The organism is Cohnella kolymensis, from assembly GCF_000829465.1.
GTDB lineage: Bacteria > Bacillota > Bacilli > Paenibacillales > Paenibacillaceae > Cohnella > Cohnella kolymensis.
The window spans coordinates 53,698-78,570 of the sequence record NZ_JXAL01000001.1; the positions used below are offsets into that span (position 1 = coordinate 53,698).

Annotated in this window: 22 protein-coding genes and 1 pseudogene; 4 read left to right on the forward strand and 19 right to left on the reverse strand. The window is 48.4% G+C overall.

The window, feature by feature from the left end:
- Nucleotides 1-12: 12 nt before the first annotated feature.
- From SD71_RS00255 to SD71_RS00320, 15 genes are all read right to left on the reverse strand, one after another.
- A complete protein-coding gene (locus tag SD71_RS00255) occupies nt 13-1,533 on the reverse strand; it encodes a response regulator (RefSeq protein WP_041058258.1) in 1,521 nt (506 codons plus the stop codon).
- Nucleotides 1,533-3,083: a sensor histidine kinase gene (locus tag SD71_RS00260; RefSeq protein ID WP_041058261.1), complete on the reverse strand. Its 1,551-nt coding sequence runs from the start codon at nt 3,081-3,083 to the stop codon at nt 1,533-1,535. Before SD71_RS00260 ends, SD71_RS00255 begins: the two co-directional genes overlap by 1 nt.
- 23 nt (nt 3,084-3,106) lie before the next feature.
- Nucleotides 3,107-3,322, reverse strand: coding sequence for a hypothetical protein (locus tag SD71_RS00265; RefSeq protein ID WP_041058264.1), 216 nt, complete (start codon nt 3,320-3,322; stop codon nt 3,107-3,109).
- Nucleotides 3,323-3,562: 240 nt separating this feature from the next.
- On the reverse strand, nt 3,563-4,462 hold the full coding sequence (locus tag SD71_RS22735; protein ID WP_082033947.1) for an HD domain-containing protein: 900 nt from the start codon (nt 4,460-4,462) through the stop codon (nt 3,563-3,565).
- Nucleotides 4,449-5,168: a hypothetical protein gene (locus tag SD71_RS00275; RefSeq protein ID WP_041058267.1), complete on the reverse strand. Its 720-nt coding sequence runs from the start codon at nt 5,166-5,168 to the stop codon at nt 4,449-4,451. The genes SD71_RS22735 and SD71_RS00275 overlap by 14 nt, the downstream gene beginning before the upstream one ends.
- A gap of 279 nt (nt 5,169-5,447) precedes the next feature.
- Complete coding sequence (locus SD71_RS00280; protein WP_200889529.1) at nt 5,448-7,103, reverse strand: DUF2075 domain-containing protein; 1,656 nt, start codon at nt 7,101-7,103, stop codon at nt 5,448-5,450.
- A gap of 317 nt (nt 7,104-7,420) precedes the next feature.
- Nucleotides 7,421-7,798 carry a hypothetical protein gene (locus SD71_RS00285; RefSeq protein WP_041058270.1) on the reverse strand — a complete coding sequence of 126 codons (378 nt, stop codon included), beginning with the start codon at nt 7,796-7,798 and terminating at the stop codon, nt 7,421-7,423.
- Nucleotides 7,799-7,849: 51 nt separating this feature from the next.
- The gene (locus SD71_RS00290) at nt 7,850-9,052 is read right to left on the reverse strand and encodes a vWA domain-containing protein (protein WP_326998686.1); all 1,203 of its coding nucleotides are present in this window, start codon (nt 9,050-9,052) and stop codon (nt 7,850-7,852) included.
- A gap of 144 nt (nt 9,053-9,196) precedes the next feature.
- Nucleotides 9,197-10,126 (reverse strand): ADP-ribosylglycohydrolase family protein, encoded by a 930-nt coding sequence (locus tag SD71_RS00295; RefSeq protein ID WP_041058276.1) that lies wholly within the window; start codon nt 10,124-10,126, stop codon nt 9,197-9,199.
- Between the two features lie 30 nt (nt 10,127-10,156).
- Nucleotides 10,157-11,107, reverse strand: coding sequence for a helix-turn-helix transcriptional regulator (locus SD71_RS00300; RefSeq protein ID WP_041058279.1), 951 nt, complete (start codon nt 11,105-11,107; stop codon nt 10,157-10,159).
- 214 nt (nt 11,108-11,321) lie between these two features.
- Nucleotides 11,322-11,516, reverse strand: a complete 195-nt coding sequence (locus SD71_RS00305; RefSeq protein ID WP_041058282.1) for a hypothetical protein — start codon at nt 11,514-11,516, stop codon at nt 11,322-11,324.
- A gap of 358 nt (nt 11,517-11,874) precedes the next feature.
- Nucleotides 11,875-12,159 carry a UPF0158 family protein gene (locus SD71_RS24500; protein ID WP_235426970.1) on the reverse strand — a complete coding sequence of 95 codons (285 nt, stop codon included), beginning with the start codon at nt 12,157-12,159 and terminating at the stop codon, nt 11,875-11,877.
- Entirely contained in the window at nt 12,044-12,514 is a 471-nt protein-coding gene (locus SD71_RS00310; RefSeq protein WP_041058285.1) for a hypothetical protein, read from the reverse strand. The genes SD71_RS24500 and SD71_RS00310 overlap by 116 nt, the downstream gene beginning before the upstream one ends.
- A 17-nt stretch (nt 12,515-12,531) precedes the next feature.
- Nucleotides 12,532-13,098 (reverse strand): DUF6155 family protein, encoded by a 567-nt coding sequence (locus tag SD71_RS00315; protein ID WP_052475799.1) that lies wholly within the window; start codon nt 13,096-13,098, stop codon nt 12,532-12,534.
- A gap of 203 nt (nt 13,099-13,301) precedes the next feature.
- Nucleotides 13,302-13,643: a hypothetical protein gene (locus SD71_RS00320; RefSeq protein WP_235426930.1), complete on the reverse strand. Its 342-nt coding sequence runs from the start codon at nt 13,641-13,643 to the stop codon at nt 13,302-13,304.
- A 198-nt stretch (nt 13,644-13,841) separates the two neighbouring features.
- Here SD71_RS00320 and SD71_RS00325 point away from each other — a divergent pair, with 198 nt between their 5' ends.
- The 3 genes from SD71_RS00325 to ilvD all read left to right on the forward strand — a co-directional run bounded on the left by SD71_RS00325 (nt 13,842) and on the right by ilvD (nt 17,562).
- Nucleotides 13,842-14,519, forward strand: a complete 678-nt coding sequence (locus SD71_RS00325; RefSeq protein ID WP_082033948.1) for a 3'-5' exonuclease — start codon at nt 13,842-13,844, stop codon at nt 14,517-14,519.
- Nucleotides 14,520-14,609: 90 nt separating this feature from the next.
- Nucleotides 14,610-15,776: a polysaccharide deacetylase family protein gene (locus SD71_RS00330; RefSeq protein WP_052475800.1), complete on the forward strand. Its 1,167-nt coding sequence runs from the start codon at nt 14,610-14,612 to the stop codon at nt 15,774-15,776.
- Between the two features lie 115 nt (nt 15,777-15,891).
- Nucleotides 15,892-17,562: a dihydroxy-acid dehydratase gene (gene ilvD, locus SD71_RS00335; protein WP_041059549.1), complete on the forward strand. Its 1,671-nt coding sequence runs from the start codon at nt 15,892-15,894 to the stop codon at nt 17,560-17,562.
- Between the two features lie 86 nt (nt 17,563-17,648).
- On the opposite strand, the gene SD71_RS00340 is transcribed toward ilvD, so the two are convergent.
- Entirely contained in the window at nt 17,649-19,124 is a 1,476-nt protein-coding gene (locus SD71_RS00340; RefSeq protein ID WP_052475801.1) for a polysaccharide deacetylase family protein, read from the reverse strand.
- A 179-nt stretch (nt 19,125-19,303) separates the two neighbouring features.
- Between SD71_RS00340 and SD71_RS00345 the strand changes: the two are divergent.
- Nucleotides 19,304-20,449, forward strand: a pseudogene (locus tag SD71_RS00345) (AI-2E family transporter).
- Here SD71_RS00345 and SD71_RS25345 read toward each other — a convergent pair.
- The 3 genes from SD71_RS25345 to SD71_RS00355 all read right to left on the reverse strand — a co-directional run bounded on the left by SD71_RS25345 (nt 20,382) and on the right by SD71_RS00355 (nt 24,811).
- The gene (locus SD71_RS25345; protein ID WP_082033950.1) at nt 20,382-21,224 is read right to left on the reverse strand and encodes a penicillin-binding transpeptidase domain-containing protein; all 843 of its coding nucleotides are present in this window, start codon (nt 21,222-21,224) and stop codon (nt 20,382-20,384) included. The pseudogene SD71_RS00345 and the gene SD71_RS25345 overlap by 68 nt on opposite strands.
- The gene (locus SD71_RS25350) at nt 21,212-22,216 is read right to left on the reverse strand and encodes a penicillin-binding transpeptidase domain-containing protein (protein WP_052475803.1); all 1,005 of its coding nucleotides are present in this window, start codon (nt 22,214-22,216) and stop codon (nt 21,212-21,214) included. The genes SD71_RS25345 and SD71_RS25350 overlap by 13 nt, the downstream gene beginning before the upstream one ends.
- A 531-nt stretch (nt 22,217-22,747) precedes the next feature.
- Nucleotides 22,748-24,811 carry a methyl-accepting chemotaxis protein gene (locus tag SD71_RS00355; RefSeq protein ID WP_235426931.1) on the reverse strand — a complete coding sequence of 688 codons (2,064 nt, stop codon included), beginning with the start codon at nt 24,809-24,811 and terminating at the stop codon, nt 22,748-22,750.
- Nucleotides 24,812-24,873 lie beyond the last annotated feature (62 nt).

The window sequence follows — 24,873 nt, forward strand, 5'->3', positions numbered from 1 at the left end:
ATGAAAACACTTTCATTTACTTTTATAATCCGTCGGTCGGGTTCCCGTTTGCTTTTGAAAGACACGACTGAAGTATAACGGATCATTAAATCCGACCAACTCGGAGATTTCTTTCATCATGAGTCCCGGTTGCTTTTGCATGAATTCTTTTGCCCGCTCGATTCTCGTATTCGTAAGATACTGCGAGGGACTCATTCCTTTGTACGTACGAAACAGTTTACTGATATAAGAGGGAACAAACCCAAATTTTTTGGCCAGCGTCTCATTCGTAATCGTTTCGGTATAATGCCTGGAGATGAATAACTCTACTTCCATGACCACCCTTGGAATTTCTTCGGTTTTCTTTCCTTCAGACAAACTGTCGAAAATACTCAATAGGTTCTCGCGCAAGTTGTCATAATGGATGGCATTCGTGACGGCTTCGCGGATATCCATATCCAAGTCCGTGATGGAATAAGCACGCTGCATCCGGGACACGAGTTGATTTGCCATTTGACTTAATACATGCATGAGCTCGATTTGAGGAATTCGGCATTCGGCAAATGTGGATAACAAATCCCGGAGCGCCAAATCCACCCCTCTCCAGTTTTTTCTCGCGATATCCAAAACAATCGATTCGATGTTTGCACGGTCAGGAAGCTCCAATATTCCTGAATGAACATCCTGTTTGGCTTTGAAATCGATCCAATTGCAAACGAGAAATTGCGAGTGCGCCAGAACGGTTTGTTGATATAAGGCAGATCGGAGCTCCGGACAAATCTGGCCAAGATCACCTACTTGCTGCAGAATCGGACTGGTCATCATGGTGACGAACAATCCCTCTTGCAGCAAGAGCAGCCCGTAATATTGCTCGAATACATCGACTCTGGTCCTATCGTGCAAGCCGAGCACGATCACTTTCTCCGCATTGGTTTTACCGTCAAACACCCAACATTCTTCCGTTTCCGCAAGCAATGGGAGCAAGACATCCAGAACTGGACGTTCATTCCAAAACTCTCCGGCCGGACTCATGCTATCGTCGGGAATGAGGGGATAAGGGCCGGCGCATACAATGGCGACCGAATAAAAGGGATGCCACCACAGGCCAGGCTGCTCCAAAGGTTTATTGCGGTTCAATAGTTCATACAAGTGGCGCTTTTTATCTTCGATTCTTTTTCCAAACGTGAGATCAGAAATATTCTCCAGCACCACGGAGAGATCACTCTTGGCGATTGGCTTTAACAGGTAATCGAATGCCCGATGCTGTATCGCTTTTCTTGCATATTCAAACTCTTGGTGCCCGCTGATGGCGACTTTGAGGATGTCAGGATTCGTGATATTCAAATGGGACATCAATTCTATCCCATCCATCAAGGGCATACGAATATCGGTGAAGACTACGTCCACTTGTTCCCGTTCCAAAAATCCGACGGCCTCCCGTCCATTCATCGCCATTGAGACCACGGCGAAGGAATTGTGATGCCCTTCGATCATTCTTTTTAAGCTTCTGGCAATCGGCGGTTCATCTTCCACAATCAAAACCCGGATGCTCATCAGATCATCCCCCTGAGAGTAATCTTCGCGCCTTGCGGTTGACTGGATTCGATTTGATATTCAAATTTTTCTTTGTACAGAAGTTTTAATCTAACAATCGTGTTCACAAGTCCGAGGCCTCCGATTTTCAACCCGTCCACCTGGATGGAGGAGTGGAGCATCGTGTCCCGAATTTTTTGCTGCAACCGTTGGATAGCATCGTCGTTAATGCCGATGCCGTTATCCGAAACTTCCAGTTTCCACATTAGATCGCTTACTTCTACCTTTATGTGAATGAACCAAGGAGGAGTAATCTCCTGAAAGCCGTGATGAAAACTATTTTCTACAATAGGCTGCATGATCAATTTCGGAATTTTTACGGTAGATGCCTCTTCGTGATCAACGTCAATGGTAAACGAAAAATAGTCTTCATAACGTTCTTTCATCAAAGAAAGATAATTGATCGTGTGATCCAACTCGCTCGTTATCGTTGCTTCCGATTCATCGAAAGACGAAACATACCTTAGCATCCGGGATAGTTTATGGCACATATTCACCACGTTGTCGTTACCGGACTCTTCAGCGGTAGAACTTATCACAGCTAACATATTGTACAAAAAATGAGGATTCATTTGGGATTGCAGCGCAAGAAGGTGGGCTTTGATTTCCTGGGACATGGATTCATTCAAACGCCTAAACATGGCGTCAAATGCACGATAAAGCAGGGTAAACTCATTCGCGCTGCCGGTTTGATCCAAATCAATGGAAAGGTTGCTCAGCGTGACATTTTTCATTGATTTCCTGAGTTGCACTAACGGTTTCGTCAGCCTCTGCGATATAAAAAACGTGATGATCAGGGTCATGATGACTAAACTAAAGCCCGAAAAGAACAATATTTCCAATGCGGTCCTCTTAGTGACAAACAACTCGTCCCTTGATTGAACCATCACCAAAAGCTGATTCGTAAACTCAGATCTCACAGCGACTATGACTTCTTGTGTGCCACTTTCCATGTCAGTAACGATTTGTTCGTTATCCGATATCTGGGCCGCACGATGATAATAAATTTTCATTTCATCTATGGGTACTTCCTTGTTAGTCCGGGCGGATGAGGCCATGACCTCACCGGCTTCTGAAAAGAGGATTACCTTCAAATCATTCACTTCTAATAGATCTGCAAGCATTTCGTAAGGTTGTTGGACTTGCGCAATCGCGTAGTTTTGCAATGACGAGCTTTTTATCATCCGGATGAGGGAGATGATTCGATAATTCTGGTCATCGGACCATGTATCAGAATGCGGTGGTATAATGAGCTTTTTCCCTCTTAACTCATCCAGCTTTACATACTGAATACGGAGCTGATCCGATAGCAGAAATTGATTAATTTGCTGACGTGATTCCGGTATTTTTCCAAAGCTTAAGTAGTCACCTCGTAAATTATAAAGACCTATTCTCGATGCGGAGAGGTTGGGTCCGTTGATCGAAAGTAGAATGGTCAACATTTCCTGGGCTGCCGCTAAATTACTCTCGAAATAATTGTCAATCGGATCACTCTCACTAATATCGCCCATAATTTGAATCACTCTGGGGTTTATCATGACCTGCAAAGCCATGTGTCCATCGTTTTGAAAAATGTATTGATCTGGTCCGATGTCTTTATGGCATGCTGTTCCAAATTTTTAATCGCTTCTCGCTCAGTTGTTTTGATGATGTATTGATAAAATGCAACAGAGGAACTGAGAATAATCAATGTCACCACAATGGAATAGGAAATAAACAGCTTTTTCTGAAAAGCGACTTTTTTGAACATCTTGGTCCCCCGCTTAGATGGCTAATTACGAGAAAACAACACGAGCCCGTATCTCACTCTGCAAGACACTTCGCCTCTAGATGCCATGAATATTAGACACGCGAAAGTGGATTGGAATTGGAATCCCGTCAGCAGGCTATCGGCATTGGGATCCTTGTTGTTTGTTATAAAGAACTTGTTCGGACCGGATTCCCGTATCCACCACCGTATAGCCGTTCTCTCCCTTGACACACCTCTTTCCTACAATATGCCTCGCTTTAAGTTCCTCTTGAAGTGGTGGTAAACTTCATGCGGATACAGGTTCAACAGCCGCTTTAGCGCGGTACTAAAACCGATCAAAATCTCAGGACCCTCGCTGTTGGACTGAAACTCGATTCCACGTCTTTGTAAATATTCAGCTAATTCATCAAAATCCTCGTTGTACTCCGGATGCAGCGGATCGGCTCGTTCATGAATCCGTTTGATCAGTTCCGAAGCTCCAAAGTGTCTGAATTTCGGCTCCCTCTCTTCGATCTTGGCTTTGTCTCCATAGGCCGTTTCAAATGCGAGGTCAATGAACTTTTGATTCTTGCGAAGTGCCTTCCATTCCGGGAATTCCAACGGAGGACCGAATACCTCTTCCACTTCATCTTCGAGCTCATCCAGCAGCGGAAAACGGGACGCATATCCGAGACTTTCCACGAGTCCAGTGAAGTACCATTGCTGACTTGCGCGGCCTCGCTTGAACCTGGTCCAGGCATATTCACTATACTTAGCCAGATCCCTGTTGACGGAACGAATGTTATGAAGCTTGTCTGCACAAGCAACCAACCTGACGGACAGCGGCGCTTCTTTCAAAAAATGTAAGGTGTGCTGCTTCCTATCCTCCCATGCCGCGTCTTTGTCCGGTTCCGAGCATCCTTCCACGATTTCCAGAACCACGGGGCCGAACTCCGCTAATAACTGGTGAGCTGTCACTGTTGTGTCTTCGAGGGTGTCGTGGAGAATGCCGGCTGCGATGACATCTTCAGTGCAACCGGCTTGCTGCAGGATCAGCCCGACTGCGAAGGGGTGGCTGATGTAGGGGATTTCCGTACCGTTGCGGGTCTGCTCACGATGGGCGTAAGCGGAAAATTCGATGGCCCGATCAATGAGACTCATGGCATAACTTCCTTTCGGATGGTTTGGTATTCTGAAAATGGCGTGCGAGCTTATCAATCATCTGTTCTCTAAGTAAAAGATCTGTTCTCCATCTTCTCGGGTGAGACCATCTATCGGCATGATCTGTCGCATAGAAAACATTAGGCAGGGATGATGCCCATTGTTGGACTTGCCGTTGTTTTTCTATCAAAAAAGAATCCAGAAACCCGATCATCACAAAATGATAGCAATTGTTCGATATGTAGTGTTCGAATTTGTCCTGAGAGTGCATCCAAGGTTCACCCAGTAATTCATCGCAATTCTGTTGCGACAGAGAGTTTACTGCATGCTTATGATATGTTTCGGCATCTTCTCCATTAGGCTGAACCACTGCGGAAAGATTGTACACATCGATTTTCCCTTCCAGCACATAACCCGAGTCTGCCGAGGCTGCTTGAAGCACCGCTATAACATTTTGCATCGTCATGTCTGGATAGCCCCAACCATGAAGCAATTCAGGTCCTTCGCCGCGCACAAAGGAATTCCAATCTCCTGCCGTATATTTGGGAGTATACGAGCCGGGATTACTCATGATGACTGCACCCAAAAGCCAATCGGATGCTCCGCAATGAACCTGTGTATCTTTCCTCATAAAAAGATGGCCGACTTCGTCGTTAAAAACGCGATGCATCGTCGCCGTTACTTTTTGATCAAATACTCTGGGCAAAGGTTATCGACCTCGACTTCATTCTCTTTCTAAACTTACTGTATCACTCGTTAGATGACAGCATCTTGTCACGAACGTATGTTTTGTGACTCCACCTAGAGCGTGGCTCTTAGACTCTCACATAACGCAAACACGAAACTCCACCTACTGCTGGCATGTTATCGCCCCATGAATAAAAACGATAAATAAAAGACCATGTATTTCAAACAGCGTTGTCCTTTAGCTGTCATGAAAGATACACGGTCACCATCATGAGTACTTCAGTAATCTAGCCTTTAATTAACTCATAACTCTTTTTAGATATTGTTGCACTGCCGGATCCCTGCAAAAAACGTAACACCCCTTCATTCCTCGTGACATCAATATTCTGTATACGTTCTTTACTAATTCCGCTAGTTTCTCTGGCTCTTTTTTTAAGCCCTTTTTACCCACTTTATCTCTGTAAGCATTGTAATCTGCTTTAAGTTTCATCGTGGCCGACTCATATATCAAATCATCACCGATAATGACACCTGCATAGTCGAACTCGAGCCCTTGTGAAGTATGCACACAACCAATTTGATTCAGACCGCCTTCGTGAACCGCCCAATCGGTTGAAATGGAGCGACCGTTCCATGGCATTTCAAAACCGTGCTCTTGTATCGTTACATCGGCAACTTCGCCATTTCGGTTACCCTTATTTTCCGCTGTCCACTCCCACGCATAGCCGGCAAGCATCCGCGCATTGTAGCCTTCTCTGACTTTACCCTTGATCGTCTCATGTACTTCGTTAGGGGTATCACAGATTTTAAATTCGAACGACTCTTTGTCCCAGCCGTCATAATTTCCTGTTTCCCTAAGTTGTAAAACGTTATCTACCCATTGAATAAAACCCGTCGCACCGGAACAGCGGAATTGAGCATTTAATTGCAACTCGTGTACTTCAGCTCCATATTCCGCAGCATATTTTTTGATTTCTTCAACTGAGCCAACATCCTCTGGTCTAATCCGCTGGCTGTCATCAATAAAGAAAACACTGACTTTGGAAGCCTTGATGATATCCTTGACCTGATTTTCACCCCAATATTGAAACGCGCCTTGTTGCTTTAACCTGTGTGCTTCATCGACGATCAGCACATCAAATAAATCTATAGGATCGCTGTAGAAAGAACCTGAGCCCGAAAATAAATTCTTGATCCTTGTGCGATCTTTAGGATTCTGACTAACCAACTTGTTTACCATAACATTTCGGAATGAAGCGTTGGGCGCAACGAATTTGACGTTCAACTTACTTCGAAGCAACCCACCTAGCACATTCACAGATATAACGGATTTACCAGTACCAGGCCCTCCCTGTATGATGATGCTGCGCTTCTCTCCCTGTTTTCGGGCTAGGTTCATTATTGTTTCATAAGCCACTTTCTGTTCGTCAAGCATGACAAAACTCGAGTTACCTTTAAACAGGCTGTCCACATGATCGATAAGCTTCTTAGAAGGGCGGATTTTTCCGTTTTCAATCTGGTACATCAAATGCATGCCGGAACCTTTGCCGACATGCCTTCTCAAAAATTCTTGGAGTTTCATTGAATCGTCTGAAAAGAATAACGGCGCTTCATCGATATACTTGCTATATTGTTGGCCCTTTAGAGGTTCAGGCACGCTACCTTTGTAATTATGGAGATATGCACACGAATAACCTGTGATATCATTGCTGTAGATCGCTTCATTCATATCCTCCATAAATTGCCTATATGACCATGACTGATATGACGGATGGGCTACTTCTCGTACCTTTCCCCCAACGAAAGAGCGAACCACATCTTCCTTTTCAGTAGCTTCAGCTGAATCCCACTGTTTCAGTTCCACAACAACGTAATTATCCGACCCCTTTTCATTTTTGCCGGTAATTATGAAGTCAACCCTTTTACTCGTAGATGGAATATTGAATTCTATCATGATTCCGCAGTCATCCGCTATTCCAGATAATCTTACTACCCTCTCCATGAATTGCATGGAGTTATTCCAAGATCGAATCTCCGCAATGTTGGGTTTCTTATTCATTTTTTTTTATAAAAGACTGTTCGATCTCAGATGCAATTTTATTGTTGTCTACCGTAGTTTTGAAGTCGATCGCCGTGCTGGAATAGATAATCATGATATTAGCTCCTCTGTAACAACAATCCCATTGTTAGGTATATCTTAAAAATAATACTCTTTCAACAAGTCTGTCTACCATATGCGTCTACATTCTAGTCATCTTATGATCATTTCTATTAATGACCAGAACGAGCATCAGCAATAAGCCCGTAAATATAGACTGTATTCACCGACTTAGCGAGCACTTCCTGACTGACAGCTGCTCCCTTCAATCGCAAATCATAATAGTGATAAATGCGCTCAAATTCATCGTATGTAATTCTTCTAGGCATTTTCAGTGAGGAACTCGGTGCGTTATCTTTTGCTTGGCTGATAAACAGGGCATTCCCTTTAGAACTGACCCTAAACCACAGAGGCGTCTTTCGCACCCGAGGCGCGGTAGGAATTTCAAACTCTGAGGCTCTTGCCCGCTCAATAATCCTTTCCCATAGTACCGCAGAACTCATACTCGTTCCCCCGATAATCTTTCTGTTACTGCCTTCAAAATTCGACATAAAACATCCCCTCACCTTCCCATATGCAAAAGGTTGAGGGGATTTATCTGTTTACTTCCGCTTCATCCGGCGGTACTTCTCCTGGTGAAGCTCCTTGCGTTTCTTGCTGGAATATTCGAAGTTCTCCAGCTGCTTATATAGCTTCGCCGATTCTTCGGCCATGATGGGGCTGTTCATTGCAACGGACATCTGCAGCATTTCATCTGCTTGCAGCTTCAACATGGTCTGTCCTTGCTCCATGTCGCCGTCATCAAAAGCTGCCATCGCCGATTCGATGACCTTGGCCGACTTCGTGAGCTGTACTTGCTGCTCAACCTCGGGATTTCCCATCTGGTTCAGGAGATTGATGTCCGAAGTGAACTCCGCGGCAACGTCGACCTGATAGGAGCAAGCCTGAGCACCTTCTGTAACGTCGATATATTCCCATGCGAGCTGCAGTACGTTATGTTCTCCCTGGGTATGGGGATGAAATGCAAGCTCCACCAATATGGACTTCACTTCATTCTGATACAGATCACCGGCGTGGATGACCGGCTTACCCTGCTGCTCCTCCACTTGATAACCGTAAATGCCTACGACATGTGTTACCTCCGAGGGAGTGATCGTGAGCTTCACATTTTGGGCCACCACGGACAGCAATCCCTGCAGTTCCTGATTGAAGATTGACGGAATATCGTCGGCCTTATCGATATAGTAGAAGTTGCCGCCTCCGTGCTCAGCGATGCCTTCCATGAGTTCCTCGTCGAATCCGTCGCCTACGCCCATGGTTGTGATGCCGACACCGGAAGAGCGATATTCCTTAGCGATTGCGAACAGCTTCTCGCGGTCAGTGATGCCTTGATTCGCATGGCCGTCAGACAGCAGGATGACGCGGTTGATCATACCGTCCTCCTTACCCTTCCGAACATGCTGAGCGCCTTCGACCATCCCGCCGCTCAAATTGGTAGTGCCGCCCGTCTCAATTGATTCTATTCGCTGTTTGATCAAATCTTTATGGGTTACCTTGGAGGGAGCAAGAACCGTCTTTACTTGACTATCAAACGTGACAAGGCTCAGCACGTCCGCAACATCCATCTGATCGGCGACAAACTGGCAAGCCTTCTTACTGTATGCCAGCGGTTCACCGGTCATGGAGCCGCTTCGGTCCAATACAAGTGACAGATTGATCGGCGCGCGATCCTTGTCCTTTTCTTCTCCGTTGCCTCTGGCCTCAATGAGTAGATAAACTTTTTTCCGCGCCGCCTGTCGAAAGATAAGGCCGGCTCCAAGCCTGCGTGAAGGCGATTGTCTGTTTCATCGAACAAAACCCCCTGTCGTTGATAAGCCCATTGTACGAAAACCTAACGGCAGCAGGATGTCACCGAATATATGTTCGAAAATACAAAACTCCGCCTCTCCTTAAAGAAGCGAAGTCGCCTTACGATACAGTCCTTCCGCAAACTGTTCGATCAAACCGCCCATAGCGAGCTTTTCGCGCCACCGAACAGGAACACTCTCCAAACCATAGACCGCGCCGGCAATCTGCCCGTATACGGCACCTGTCGTGTCCGCATCGTCTCCCAGGTTGACCGCGGTCAATGCCCCATTTTCAAAATCATTCGTCTTATAAAATGCCCACAGTGCCGCTTCGAGAGATTCCACTACGTATCCCGAGCCTTTGATGATCGGAGGTTCTTTGTGCTTATAAGAGCCGGCCAATATGGCAGAGATTTTGGGCGCCAATGAGCCCGTGTCGAACCAATCATCAAATGCCGAGGGATCCAGCATACGTTCCTTTGGCCAGCCGTAGAGCCCCGCCAAAATATAACCGGCCATTAACCTGCAGGCGTCCACACATTCCTCGGAGGCATGAGTCGTTTTGGAACTGAGCGCAGCAAAAGCAATCGCCTGTTGCGGATCCGCAGCATAGAACATCGGTACCGGACTCAGTCTCATGATCGACCCGTTACCGGCAGAATGAGGATTCGTAGATCCGCTGTAAGGCTCGCCCGTCTTCCCGAAACGGATGAGCGCAACCTTGGTTGCTCCCCCGATATCGAAGCAGTGACCCGTACTGCTCAGATAGCCCTCGCGAAACCACCGTGTGTACAGTGTCATCTGATGGACAGGGTCAAATCCGTCCGATTCAATCAAACTTTCAGCCAAGCACAATGCCAAGGAAGTGTCATCCGTCCACTCTCCCGCTTGCAGCCCGAACACCCCGCCGCCCACCATTTCCGTCACCGGTTTAAAATTCCCAGGTGTGCTGAACTCCACTGTCGTACCCAAAGCATCGCCGACTGCTAACCCGACCAGACTTCCTTTGTACCGATCAAGCTGAAGCATCATTTCAGGAGCCTCCTTCAGTAAGCAATCGTACTATTGATACATCCCGATCCATTCAGAGAGCTGCAGCTTCAACGACTCCCGCACCGACTTCGGCTCTAATATCTCTGCAGATGGACCGTATTGGAGAATCCACTTCAGAAACTCTTTTTCGTTGTTGACGGTGACTTCGAAAATCATGCTGCCGTCCTTCTGATCTTTCATGCGCGGGTGAACGAACAGCTCTTCTTCCTTGATATATCGGGCCACATCGGCGTTAAACCGAACTTTGTAAGTGATGTTCTTCTCTCCGCGATCGATCGACCATGTGTTTTTCAGATATTTCTTGATGTTGAAATCGCCCTTGTCGAACAACTGTCCGGTATTGTCCACCTTCTGAAAACGACTGATGCGGAACGTGCGAATATCCTGTTTTAAATGGCAATAACCGATCAGATAGAACCGTTGATCCCGGGGTACGAGGTAGTAGGGATCGATTTTGCGCTCGGTCGTTTCATTGCGGTATTGCGTATGGTAGACGGTATGTATACTTTTGTGCTCCAGAATGGCTTGAATGATGGGCTGAAGAAAATTGGGACTTTCCTTCCGGTACGCCGGTGTGCCCATTTGTATAATGTCGGTGATATCCTCGATGATGCTGTTTTGACGTGATTTTTCTTTTAAGTGGGTCGCCATCACTTTATCGTAAGCCGTATCAAAGCCCGGTGGCAGCTTGTCCTTGTCCAACACGGACGGCAGCAGCGAAAAAACAAGCGCCTCCTGCTCAGAGAAGTTAAGAGGATAGAGAAAGAACTTGCCCATGAACCGATAGCCGGTGCCTCGTCCTTCATTGGTCACCGGTGCGATGAGACTTAAAATATCGAGATCCCTGTAGATGGTTCGGATGTTCACTTCGCATTTGAGCGCCAGATCGGCCGCCGAGATTCCGGGATTCGCCTGAATAGCGTTGATGATGTTAAAGATGCGGATGACTTTGTCGATCATGTGGGCAACCTCGCTTGTTGTTGTTAAGTAATCAAATTTGAGGTAAATTATTCGACATAATTAGCCGTCAATCCTCCACTTTTTTTGAAAGAGTTGATTTCTAAAATTGTGCGATACAATTTTTAATTATATCTTTCATCAAGATCTCAACAAAGCACTTAAGGAAAATCGACTATATTTATGAAAAATTAATAGCGTCCCCTAAGAGTGGACGCTACTTCTTGTCCCTATTCACCTGTTTGGTTATTTCCAGACTTTGCTGCACGAACTGTTTGTTTTCCAAAGGATCTCTACGAGGTTTCGTAAGATCGCTCGCAATAATTTTGCTTGCTTTCCCCCCGAGTTTATTGCCTTTCAGCTCCAACTCGATCACCGTCCATCGATAAGTATTGTTAACAAATCCATACATGTATAAGTAAACCTTAGCATCTTCATAATTGAACGGCCTGACTAATTATTCGATCTCTTAATGTCCAGTGAACTGAGCTCTCAGTTACTACATGAACAGAATAATCTAATAAGTGTTCCAGTTCATTCTTCAAGCGTATTAAATCAAAGAGAGTCCTGCCTTCCTCAAACTCCACTTAGAAATCAATATCACTTGCTTCATGATCTTCGGCGAGGACAACAGAACCGAATATACTAATCCTAATTACCTCGTTGGCCCGGGCAATACCTAAAATCAGTTTATGGTTAGGTTCAATCAATTCCTTTCGTGACATTGATTTCCACCTCTATTGACAGTATATGTTCGCCAGAGTCTTATTTCAAACAATAGTTACTTTCACATTAATAGATTCCAGCCAATCGATGACACGCTCGCGATTCCGCTCTTCCATAAAAGTGTAATACCTTTGCAATTCTTGGCCATCTGAAGATAACGCATCCTTGAACTTTCGGAATATTTTTCTTCCGCCGTGTAATATGTTAAACAGCTTATTTCTCAATTTTTTCGTTAGAGACGGTTTCTGCAAAATCGAACATATCCATATACCCTTCCTCTGACTCCCTGTAGGGCATGCGATAATATATTTCGTTAAACGCTTCTTCAATAATCTCACTTATTAGCTGGTCTTCTTCATCCCTGTCGAAAGAATTTAGCGTAACAATATCACCTGTTTCGATATTCAAGAAAAATTCAATTCCATCTACATGCATATCATAGGTTTCAATAAGCTCCTGAAGTTGCCGCTCCGTCAACTTCAATTCCTGCATTCGGCTCTCCCTCATATCTATTCGAGAGTCCGAGACATAGCTTTGTTTCGACTCATGTTCCTCCCATGTAATTCCATACGGCGCGCCGCCATCTGTATATCCTGCAATAAAATAGAAATGCTCATCTTGCTCGACTGCAGGAAATACAGGATTTTCCCGGTTTGTCTTTTTTCTTTTCTTGCTGCCATTCATGAAGATCACGTCCTAATTCAGCTTAAATCATTGTACAAATCAGACAAGTTATCGTGAAAGCCCCAGCCGATGCCCTGACTATCGGACACAACGGCGTGAATTCGATTCTTATATTCGTGGAGCAGTTCGCCGCTGTCATCAGCAATGACCGTTCCAATAACATCGGCATACACCGATTCTATGCTGCTGTAAAACCTTTGATCGATATCGCCGTAAGCAACGGTAAAAGCTACACCCATCTCCACATAGATCAGCTTCAATTCAAGGCTGTACCTGGCGTTCCCTGTCAGTTTCTCAAAATCGGAAATCGCTTTTTTGGCCTCCGCCAGCCTTAGCTTGCCATGACCACGTTGGGGAAAGAATTCATGCTCAACCTTCTTGCGGTATTCATGAAAAAGCGACAGCACCGCTTCTTTCCCCATAATTCTAACGGCGAGAAACCTTTCCATGTCTTTACTCGCGTCAAAGCACTCTTTCACGAGTTCGATAAGCTGTTCCTGGCTCATGCTTTTCAAATGTTTGCTCATAGCCGATCTGGTTAGCTTTACGGGTTTTGTGTTGTGAATGTTGCGAGCACTGTTCATCTCAGTCGCTCCTCTCCTTTGGCGGTTGCCGATTTCACAGTAGAGCAGGGCTGCGCACGTTCCTCCAAAATTGCACTTATTTTATCAAATTATATCATTTTCGCACGAACTATTTGTTAACAACCAGCAATAATGGAATAGCAAAAAATCCCGCCATGTACAGTGAACGTACAATCAGCGGGAGCCGAACTGCTGACATGTGATTACTTCCGATCCACGTGCAGCAAAGAAACTTTCTTCATCGTATATGTACCCTGCAGGTCATCTTCAGTAATGTCGTTTAGTTTTAACATGCTCGATATTTTAGAGGAATCGGCTTTGGAAATTTTCCACCACAGAGCAGGCAAAGCACGATAAAGCTTGTGCTCGTCGTACTCTCTTCTGTCTTGCGCGATGATTTTTACGCTGTAATTGCCGATCTCGAACTCCGTCAGTCCTTGATCCGTGCAATGGTTCATAATTTGTTGACGCAGCTCCGCCAGCTCTTGCTCTATTTCCTTTTGCTTTTGTTTCAATTGGTGATAACGCCTCACCGTCTGGTCCACGTTGACACTCTCCTTTTGGTCCATGTATATGAATGAAGAGTGCCGTTTAGACAAAATAAGAACCTCAAGGACAACATGAACCGGCCCTGCGGGTGCGTACTTTGCCTTTCTTTTTTTTTACCCTGACAAAATGCGGACAGAAGTCTATAATAACAAAGGTACGGATTTTTTCGATCGAATGTCCTTGAGGTGCTTAACGTGACCATTATCGTGTATGACCTGGAAATGACGGTGCGGCGCAAAAAAGGCCAAATCGCTGAAATTATAGAAATCGGAGCGGCCAAGGTAGGCCTGGTGGAAGAGATTCCCCAGATCATCAGCACGTTCCAGTCGTTCGTAAAACCGGTCATCGTTCCGCAATTGACGGCGGATACGACTTCTTTTACCGGTATCTCGCAGGAAAATGTGAACTCCGCCGGCACTCTGGCCCAAGTGATTCGGGATTTTATCGAGTGGATCGGGCCTGAAGAGTATTTCTTGTGCGCATGGGGTCCCGACGACCAACGGCAGTTTGTGCAGGAATGTCGGCAGCATCATATCGCAACAGACTGGATCGTGAACCACAATAACCTCCAAAAGATGCTTTCCAAAATCTTCAAGCTGGAAAAGCACCAGCAGATGGGATTGAAGCCCGCGTTGGAGATGCTTGAAATCCCTTTTTCCGGCTCCCATCACCGGGCGTTGGACGACGCTTTGAATACGGCGCAAATTCTGGTGAAGCTGTACGACCGGATGCAGTTCAAGCGCAACAAGCTGAGCGAAGAACCGAAGGTGGAAAGTGAAGTCGTGTACAAAACCGATCATTATGAAAATTTACCTTTCGCCGGATTGGCCAATTTGTTCCCGGATCAGAAGCAGCCCGATCGTAAAGATTGAGGCTGTTTTTTTTTTAACTTTTTATGCGGCTGCATCGTCTATTTAGGTAATCTGTTCACGAAAGTAGATGATCCCATGAAGGGTTTCATTATGCGAGCTGCTGCGGCGCTTCTTATCCTCTTCATTCCTTCCGGCTGTTTATCTCCATCCTCCGTCGAAGTGCAGCCCACCGAAGCAAGCCATCCGCCCCCTGCTGTATCCTCTCCGCCGGCTGCAACGCCAACGCAAGCTCCCGTACAAACCAATGAGCCTATACCCTCAACTCCGATACCCAGCCAACCCCCTCCGGTACAGCTCGTCCAATATGAACGACCGGTGGAGCACATTTTCTTTCATCCTTTGATCGCGTTTCCCGAGCTTGCATTCGATGGCGATTCCTTGTCCGAAGGCTATGACAATTGGTTCGTGACCGTCCCGGAGTTTCTCGCCATGCTTGATGAACTATACAAACGCAATTATATGCTGATCGACATACATTCCTTATACCGGGTGGAAGTGAAAGACGGTCGTTCCGTTGTGCAAAAGGAATCCCTGACGCTGCCTGTCGGGAAAAAGCCGCTGATCCTCTCCGTCGACGATGTGAATTATTACGATTACATGAGGAAGAACGGGAATATTTGGCGCCTCGTTGCCGATGAGGATGGAACCGTCACGGCGTGGAGCAGAACACCGGACGGAGAAGAAAAAACTTCCCGCGCGTGGGATCTGGTGCCGATTGTGGACGATTTCGTGAAGGAGCATCCCGATTTCTCCTGGCAGGGCGCCAAAGGGCTGCTGGCTTTGACCGGATATGAAGGCGTTCTAGGTTATCGCACGAATAATCCGGACGATGCTTCTTATGACAATGAAAAGCGCGAAGCCGAGCAGATCGTGAAGAAATTGAAAGAATCCGGCTGGACTTTCGCCTCCCACAGCTGGGGCCATCTGGACGTGAACAAATCTTCTCTTTCCCGTTTGAAGAGAGATACCGCCCGATGGAAAAAAGAAGTGGAGCCGCTGGTCGGTCCAACCGACATTTTCGTTTATCCGTTCGGCAGCAGCGTGAAGTACGACGATCCGAAGTTTCAGTATTTGCAGGCTCAGGGATTCGCATTGTTCTGTTCGGTCGGGCCGTCACCCTATATTGCGTTTCGGCAAAATGCGGCGGTCATGGACAGGCGGCACATCGACGGCATGGCCCTGCGCACGCAGCGTAAAGGGCTCGCGCCGCTGTTCGGCGACCGGCCTATATTGGATCCGCTTCGGCCGCAGAAGTAAGAAAACCACTGAATTGCCTCTTCTTATATAGTCAAATTGTCTGAATTTGTGATAGACTCAGAGATAAACAATCTCGATTGATGGAAAGTGAGGGACTTGGATGTCAACTCCGAAAATGCGTTCGGATATGATAAAAAAAGGCTTCGACCGCGCCCCGCACCGCAGCTTGCTTCGCGCTGCAGGCGTTAAGGAAGAAGACTTCGGCAAGCCGTTCATTGCCGTTTGTAACTCCTATATCGACATCGTCCCCGGACATGTCCATTTGCAAGAATTCGGTAAAATCGTTAAGGAAGCCATCCGCGAAGCGGGCGGAGTACCTTTTGAATTCAATACGATCGGCGTCGATGACGGGATTGCAATGGGACATATCGGCATGCGCTACTCGCTGGCCAGCCGTGAAATCATTGCCGACTCGGTAGAGACTATGATCAACGCTCACTGGTTCGACGGAATGGTATGCATTCCGAACTGCGATAAAATTACTCCGGGTATGATGATGGGCGCATTGCGCGTTAACATCCCGACCATGTTCGTCAGCGGCGGACCGATGAAAGCGGGAAAAACTTCCGACGGCCGTTCCATCTCGCTGTCCAGCGTATTCGAAGGTGTCGGCGCATTCCAAGCAGGTAAAATTGATGAAAAGAGTTTAACGGAGCTCGAGCAATACGGCTGCCCGACTTGCGGCTCCTGCTCGGGAATGTTCACAGCGAATTCGATGAACTGTTTGGCTGAAGCGCTTGGCTTGGCTCTTCCGGGCAATGGAACGATTCTTGCCGTAGCACCGGAACGCAAAGAATTCGTCAAGCAATCCGCACGCCAATTGATGGAATTGATCAAGCAGGATATCAAACCCCGCGACATCGTGACCAAAGAAGCCATCGACAACGCGTTTGCTCTCGACATGGCTCTGGGAGGCTCTACGAACACGGTACTTCACACGCTCGCCCTTGCGATTGAAGCCGGCATCGATTACCCGATCGAGCGAATCAACGAAGTGGCGTCACGTGTGCCGCATCTTGCCAAAATTGCACCAGCATCCGATTATCACATTGAAGATGTGCACAACGCAGGCGGCGTGAGCGCAGTGATTAACGAGCTGCTGAAAAAAGAAGGCGCCATGCACGGCGATACGTTAACCGCCACCGGCAAGACGTTGCGCGAGAATGTCGCCGGATGCGAGATTAAAGATACGGACGTCATTCGTACACTGGACAACCCGCACAGCGAGCGCGGGGGTTTGGCCGTTCTCTTCGGAAACCTGGCTCCTAACGGTGCCATCATTAAGGTAGGCGCGGTGGACAAATCCGTCGGCGGGTACCTGAAGGGTCCTGCCATCTGCTTTGACTCCCAAGACGATGCCTTGTCCGGTATTGCCAACGGCAAAGTCAAAGAAGGCCATGTGGTCGTTATCCGCTACGAAGGGCCGAAAGGCGGCCCCGGCATGCCTGAGATGCTCGCTCCGACATCGCAAATCGTCGGCATGGGCCTCGGCGCCAAAGTCGGCCTCATTACCGACGGCCGGTTCTCCGGCGCTTCCCGCGGCATCTCGATCGGCCATATCTCTCCCGAGGCGGCTGAAGGCGGCCCGATCGCTTTCGTTAACGACGGTGATATGATCGAGCTCGATCTGAACAACCGCTCCATCACGCTGCAGATCACAGATGATGAAATGGACCGCCGCCGTTCGGAATGGAAAGGCTTCGAACAGAAAATCAAACGCGGCTACCTTGCCCGCTACTCCGCACTGGTCACGTCGGCCAGCACCGGCGGCGTAATGAAGATGTAACTTACGCGTAGCTATAACAAAAAGCTGTCCCACAAGCACAAGTTGTGCTAGGGACAGCTTTTTTTTTCATTATGAGAAAATACCTTCTACTTGGATAAATTGATCGATCGCGTGTCTTCAAAAGGCGGGCTTTCCTGCTCTTTCGCCGGGGCGGCTGCCTTTGTTTCCGCCTCTTTTTTCGCAGTTCTGTTCGGCTTCAGCCGAACTTTGGACTCCGCCCAAGACAGCAAAATATCGCGAGGCATCAGCAGCATACGAGGAGACAGCTTCTCTCCCTGGTGGCGTACTCTTTCGTTGCCTTCGGGATGGATGACACGCATGAGAACCTTTAAATAGAAGTTGGTCATCCAGGAGAAAAGGCCGCGCGGCAGATCAAACGTCTCAAAGCCTAATGACTCCGACCCTCTGTGTATCATGGAAACGCCATATAGTCCTTTAACTTGATCGCCGTGCGGTGCGGTGCTGAGTTCGCGTGCCAAATGCGGCAGCGCCCTCTCCACCTCGCGAATCAGCTTGATTCCGGTATGCAGACTGGAGCGGGAATTCCTGCCCATGTCGAACAGCATCTGATTCTCAAAATGAAGCTCCATCACATAATCCCCGGAATGAAGCGTCGTATCTCCCCGCAAATCGAGCGGCGGACCGGCGTAACGGCGAACGCGGTAGTTGAAGGACTTGCCGTCTCCGAGAGGACGCAGTCGGAACATCACATGAAATAGCTTTTCCCACAACATCCAGCCGCTGACGAGTACTTTCTTCAAGGGGGTTATCGATGTTCCCTGCTCACCATCAGATGGATGCGTCTTCACAGCTGATCTCCTTACAACCGATTTCCCGGCCTTCTGTTGTTGCCCGCGCTGTTCTGTCAAGGTGATCATTTCGTCGATACCGACAAAACGGTAACCCAGGTTCCGCCCGTCTGCCAAAATCCGCTCCAATGCCGTTATCGTATGCGCGGGCGCGTCGCGATCGGCCCCGAACGTCGTGCCGCAGTCATGCAGCAGCAACACTTCGCCCGGGCGAAGATGCCGCCTCATCCGCTTATAGAGTTTGTCGGCACCTATCTTTATACGCCAATCGCTGAACATCGAAGTCCATAACACAATCTGCAAATAGCCCAAATTCGCATAATCAAAAACATTGACAATGCCCCAAGGCGGGCGATAATACATAGGCCTCGTACCGGTGATCCGCTTGATAATATCGGAGGTCCGGTGAATTTGCCGCTTGACCGTTCTAGGACGCATAAACCAATTGGTATGGTGCACGTAATTATGAATTCCTATAATATGTCCCTCGTCATGAATACGCGCGATGATCTCGGGATAACGTTCAGCACTTTCTCCTACCACGAAAAAGGTGGCTTTCGCTCCTTCTTTTTTCAGCAGATCAAGGAGCTGCGGCGTATATATAGGATCCGGGCCGTCATCAAAAGTGAGCGCAATTTCCCGTTCCGTTTTCCCTCGCAAGAACACCCGAAAACCAAAGATTCGGCTGATCAGCGCGGGTAGAAATGCATAAAAAGTCCAAAAATAAAAAATCATCCAAAGGATGAGCTCCATGCCTTCCCCACCATCTTGATCGCATAATATAGTGCCTGCGGTTCTGCGCTTCCCTCTATTTTATCATACGCGGCTTTAAAATACGCATGATAATAGGCATCTTTTTTGTTATCGTGTACAATATCTATAACTCGGTACAAGCCACGGGAGCTTGTATGCTGACAAAGGTGGATAATCGGATGTTATCGTTATATCAGAAATATTGGCGCACCGTGTTCGATATCGGCATCATCGCGCTCACCGTGTGGCTCGTTATGTATGTGTTCAGCTACCTGTACAACATCGCAACACCCGTTTTTGTTCTTTTATCGTATTTCTGTGTATCGAACCGTTGGCCAAAAGACTGAATAAATGGGGAGTGCGCAAATCGATCGCCTCCGGCATCAGCGTCCTTCTGTTCACGTTGCTCATCCTTGCAGTTTTTCATTGGCATCGGATTTATTTTTACACAGCAAATTTCCCAGTTGATCGACAATCTCCCTGAGTACCAGAAAATGTTTGAGGAACAAATTGCCGGTCTGACCGGCAATGTGGAAGGTCGGATGTCTTTACTCCCCGCCGAAATCAGGGATAAAATAACCGCAGCTGTGGGGTTCATCACCGCGCAGGGGGCTAAATTTGCCGGTATCTTTCTTGGGTGGCTGGTCGGATTTCTCACCTCATTCTCTTCTTTTATTCTCAATTTTTCAATTGCAATTATTTTGGCTTACTTCTTAAGCGTGGAGATCGATACGTGGAAACGTCTCGGCAAAGAACGCTCTCCCAAAACGCTGAAGGTGGCCGCTGAATTTCTGCGCAACAATGTATTCAAAGGCATAGGCGCCTACCTGAAAGCTCAAGGCATGCTGATCAGCATTACCTTCGGCATCATCTTTATCACCCTGCTTTCCCTAGGCGTCAATAATGCTTTCTCTATCGCTCTGCTTGCAGGTATATTCGACATTCTCCCTTTGCTTGGAGTGAATACGCTTTTCATTCCTTGGGTGGTCTATCTGTTCATTGTCGGTGACACGAATCTTGCCGTGTGGCTCACCGGATTGCTCGTCGTCGTCACTCTGGCCAGACAATTCCTGGAGCCGCGCATCACCGGCCAGACCGTCGGCGTTTCCGCATTCACGATGCTGGCGTTTATGATGATCTCCCTCTCCTTGTTCGGAGTGGCCGGACTGATCTTGGCGCCGATTCTGATGATTCTGCTCAAAGCCTTATACGACCAAGGTTATTTCAACATATGGATCCGATATCCGCGCGAAGAGTTTATCGTCCCGCCTTTGGCGCCTCAGCCTGCTCCCGAAGGTCCTGATGACGGCGCAGCGCGTCCATAATATCGCCGAATAGAGCCGCCGCCCGGTTTCTCCGTTCGGCCGGTTGATCCTCGATCAGTACAGCAACTGCATATTGGGGTATTCCTTTGGCAGGCCCGTAACCGACAAACCAATGGTCGTTGCGGGCTTTTTCTTTACCCGCCTGTTCAGCGGTTCCGGATTTCCCTGCCAGCGGCCATTCTGAATTTTTAAGTGAGTTGTACGCAGTTCCATTCTCAACGACGGACCTCATCCCTTCCCGCAAAAATGCAGCCGTCTCCGACTTGATTTGCCCATATTGCGACGGCGCGGAGTGGACAGGCAGCTTGGCCAGGAGGCTGCCGTCCGCATATCTCACTTCGCGAACGAGACGGGGTGAGTAGACGTTCCCATTGTGGAGCAAAGTGACAGCCATGTTGGCAGCCTGCAGCGGCGTTACACGCACATCGCGCTGTCCGATGCCGGTCCCCGTGCGCACTCCTCCATCCTTCGCATGCTCGGGGCCGGTGAATATGACACCCGGCTCTTCTTCTTCCAACAGCCGCAGAGGTTTACCGTCCACAAACTTCGAAGTGCTCCACGCGATTTGCCTTCCGAGTCCCATTCTATCGCCTGTAATCTGCAGCCAAGCCGGGTCCATGCGATCTGCCAGTTGTGCAAAAACGACGTTGCACGACTCCGCAAAAGCTTGTTCCACCGTGAGAACGCCGTGCCCGCCTTCTTTCCAGCATTTTAAACCATACTTGTGATAGTGGCCGATACAACGGAATTTCTCTTTCCCGGTTATAAGCCTGATTCCAGCGCGGCAGCCAAAGTGACGATTTTAAAAACGGAGCCCGGTGCGGCAGCTGTGATCGCGTGGTTGCGTTCATCGGTGTTCACGGCGGCAATGTGGTACGGATTCAATGCCGGCATAGATACCATCGCGGCAATATCGGCATTGACGGCATCAAGAACAACGGCGGCTCCCTTGCGAACCCCGTGTTTGTGCATGATTTTCTCCACTTCCAGCTGCAGCTCTAGATCCAATGTTGTAATGACCTGGACCGGATAGTGCGGATTGTCCGGCGTCATCACACGCAGTCCCAATCCTTCCAGCGGTCGTCTCGACGCATCGGTGACTTGTGCGACTGTTGTCGGCCCTACACCTTGCAGCAGACGGTCCATCGACTTTTCCAAGCCGGAACCGCCGATCGAACTCGTCTCCTGGATGTGATGGTCTGAAAGCTTCTGCTCATAGATTTCATGCACCCGCTCCGGATGCTGCGAAATGTAACCAATCCCGTGAATCGGCGATACGCCGACGGGGTAACGATTGCGGTACGGCAATACCGTAACTCCCAGCAGCTGCGATTGTTTCACCTGCCTGGCTTGCGCATCCGTTAAATCCAGCGCACGAAGGGAGCCTGTCGGTCTCCAAACTTCCGGTGTCCGCAGATTCGTTAGCCAATCATCAAGCAGTTCTGATTTCACGCCTATCGACTGTGCGAGCTGATCTAGCGATTGCTCTGGCCCCCGCTGCATGCCGTAGTCCGGGAAGGCTGCCAGGCTTTGAACGGTCTCCCCTGTGATCAAGCGTCCATGGCGGTCCCTGAACTGCCCCCTCCCGCTATCCAGCACCAGCGCATCCGACCGCTGCTCTACCGCACGCTTGACCAATGACGCGCCTGCCGTAGTTGCACCGCCAAAACCAAGCTGAACCCACGCCAACCGTGCCCCTTCAACTCCGAATATAATGGCGATTACCAGTAATATATGAACAATCCGCATCCTCCACTGCCCATTCATCTTGCCTCTAACCTCCTAACCGACCTCTCTTTCTCTCTATTATTGCCAAACTGCGTTTTGGTAGTCAGAGGACCACAACCCACTCCGCCCCTTTTTGAGCATTCCTGAGTGAAATGCATATACCTGCTCTCCACCCCTTTTTGAGTACACCTGAGTGAAGTGCATATATCTGCTCTACCCTTCTTCTTGAGTGCACCTGAGTGAACTGCCTACAACCGCTACACCCCTTTCCAGAGGTCCTGAGTGAAATGCATATATGTAGTTCATTCAGGTAGGTAAATAAGGGGTATATGAAGCTCAGGCATGCAGGTAAGTGAGCGGTATGTGTAGTTCACTCAGACAGGTAAGTGAGCGGAATATGTAGTTCACTCAGACAAGTAAATAAGGGGTATATGTAGTTCACTCAGACAGGTAAAAAAGCGGTACATGAAGCTCAAGCATGCAGGTCAATAAGCGGTGTAAGTGCCTTCAAACGCAAAAAAACAGACAAGGCATGTATTGCTCTCCTTGTCTGCTATATTCAGTGGTGATTTATGAAACGGTAAACCGGCTTAAAGACTCGCGGAGTTGGCCTGAGACGGCTTCCAAGCGGTTGGACAGCTGTACCAGCCCATCGCTGATATTCAGCTGCTCGTTGCTGAGGGACGCGACTTCCTCGGATGTCGCCGATGATTGTTGGGCGACCGCGCTCACATTCGTCATGGCGAGGGACAGTGTGGATTGTGCGCTTTCCAGCTGCTTGACGGAATCGGTCGCTGACTGCAAACGGCTCACGAAGCCCGTCATATTGTTCTGAACCGTGAGGAAGATGTGGTTAGCTTCGCGCACGGATTCTATCTGCTCCCGGAAGATGGGGTACGCTTTGGACAGTACCGCTACCGTCTCGTCGATCTCCCGCTGAATGTTTTCTACAATTTCACCGACAACACCGATCGACTGCCGGGACTGATCGGCCAGTTTACGAATTTCGTCGGCAACGACCATGAAGCCTTTGCCTGCCGCGCCTGCCCGAGCCGCTTCGATCGTAGCGTTCAACGAAAGAATATTGGTTTGTTTGGTCATGTTGCCGAGAACGTCCAGGATCTTGCGTATGGAGCGCGTGCTTTCTTTCAGCTTATCTACCTTTTCAACCATCGACCGGGTCATTTCTTCGGTTTGCCCGGTTTTGTGTATGAGCGTGCCCATGTAATCGGAGCCTTTGCGGCTGGCCTGCTCGACCTCGTTCGCAGATTGGCCCATTTCGTTGTTCGAGTCGATTACCGACTGAACCTGTGTGCCGATGCGTACGGTGAGATCGGTACCTCTTTCCGACTCGGTAGCCAGGTTCGTCGCACCGGTTGCTATCTCCTCCGTCGCTACGGCTATTTCCTTCGCAGCGCCGGCTGTTTTATGTGAGGACTCGGTTAAGGCTTCAGCCGTTGCCAGCACTTCCTGCGCCGAGAGGTTGGTTTGACGGACAAGCCCGGTGATTTCCTCCATCATGCGGTTAAAGCTGTCGGACACTTGCCCGATCTCGTCTTTTTTGCGAATGGTGGAACGTACGGTGAGATTTCCTTTTTCGCCTTCGTTCATCAGCGTGCGAAGCTGTCCGAGGGGACGGCCCACAGACAATACGACGACTAACCCGATTGCCCCGGCTATTAAGGCGGCCACTACAGTCATAATCCAGGTAAGAGTACTGATGGCTTTGGCATCCTTGACGAGTGACGATACCGGGATATTGCCGACGAGCTGCCATTGGTTTTTATCGATCATACCCGCCGTCGAAAGATGATCGGTCCCGTCTATCGTAACCGTCGATGATTTGTCCTTGTCAGGCATCTCATACTCGTAGGATGTTCCTAACTTTGCCGGCTGCTGGCTGTATACGATCTTCTTGTCGGGCGATACGATAAACGTGCTGCTGCCTTCGCCGAAATTTACGGATTTCATCTGCTCTTCCAGCGCCGCAGCCCTGATTTCTACGATGAGATAATAAGGTTCCCCTTGATTCAAAAACCGGCCGAGGGCAAAGGTAGGCTGGCTGCGCGCCTCGTCAATGCCTTTGGTCATCGTCGGAATCCAGACCGGTTTGCCGATTCCTTCGGAGATCGACTTGAGGAATGTAGCTTTCACAAATTTATCCTTCTGTATGGAACTGCCCGTCGTAATGAATGGGCGGCTCGGATTGTCAGGAACCATGGTAATCGATTCTATGCTTCTATCGGCCATGGCCATCGCATTCAAGCGTTCGTTAAGTTGAGCGGCAAGTCCCGCAATCAAGTTCTCGTTGCCGGCGACCCTCATCGTGTTCAGCGCCGTGTTGAAATTATTGTCGGTAAAAAGCTGCATGGACTGCCGCTCATAGCCGTCAAGAAGCAAGTTGATTTTTCCGGCTGTCTGCTGAGCTGTTTGTTCGCTGGCATCCGCAACCTTTTGCTTGATTATGGAGCTTGACCTGGAATAAGAGAACCATCCCAAGCAGAGAACGACGGCTAATATGCTGCAAAAAATAAGCAAAAACAGCTTCATGCCCACGGACCGGATCGGGTTCTCAATCCTCGTCCATTCTTTCCAGTTCATGTTTCCTACACGATCCCGCAGCAATCTTTTCATCCGTTTCATACAACCTCCGACCCATCTATCACGTTGTGCGTGCAGCAAAAAAAAGACTTGTC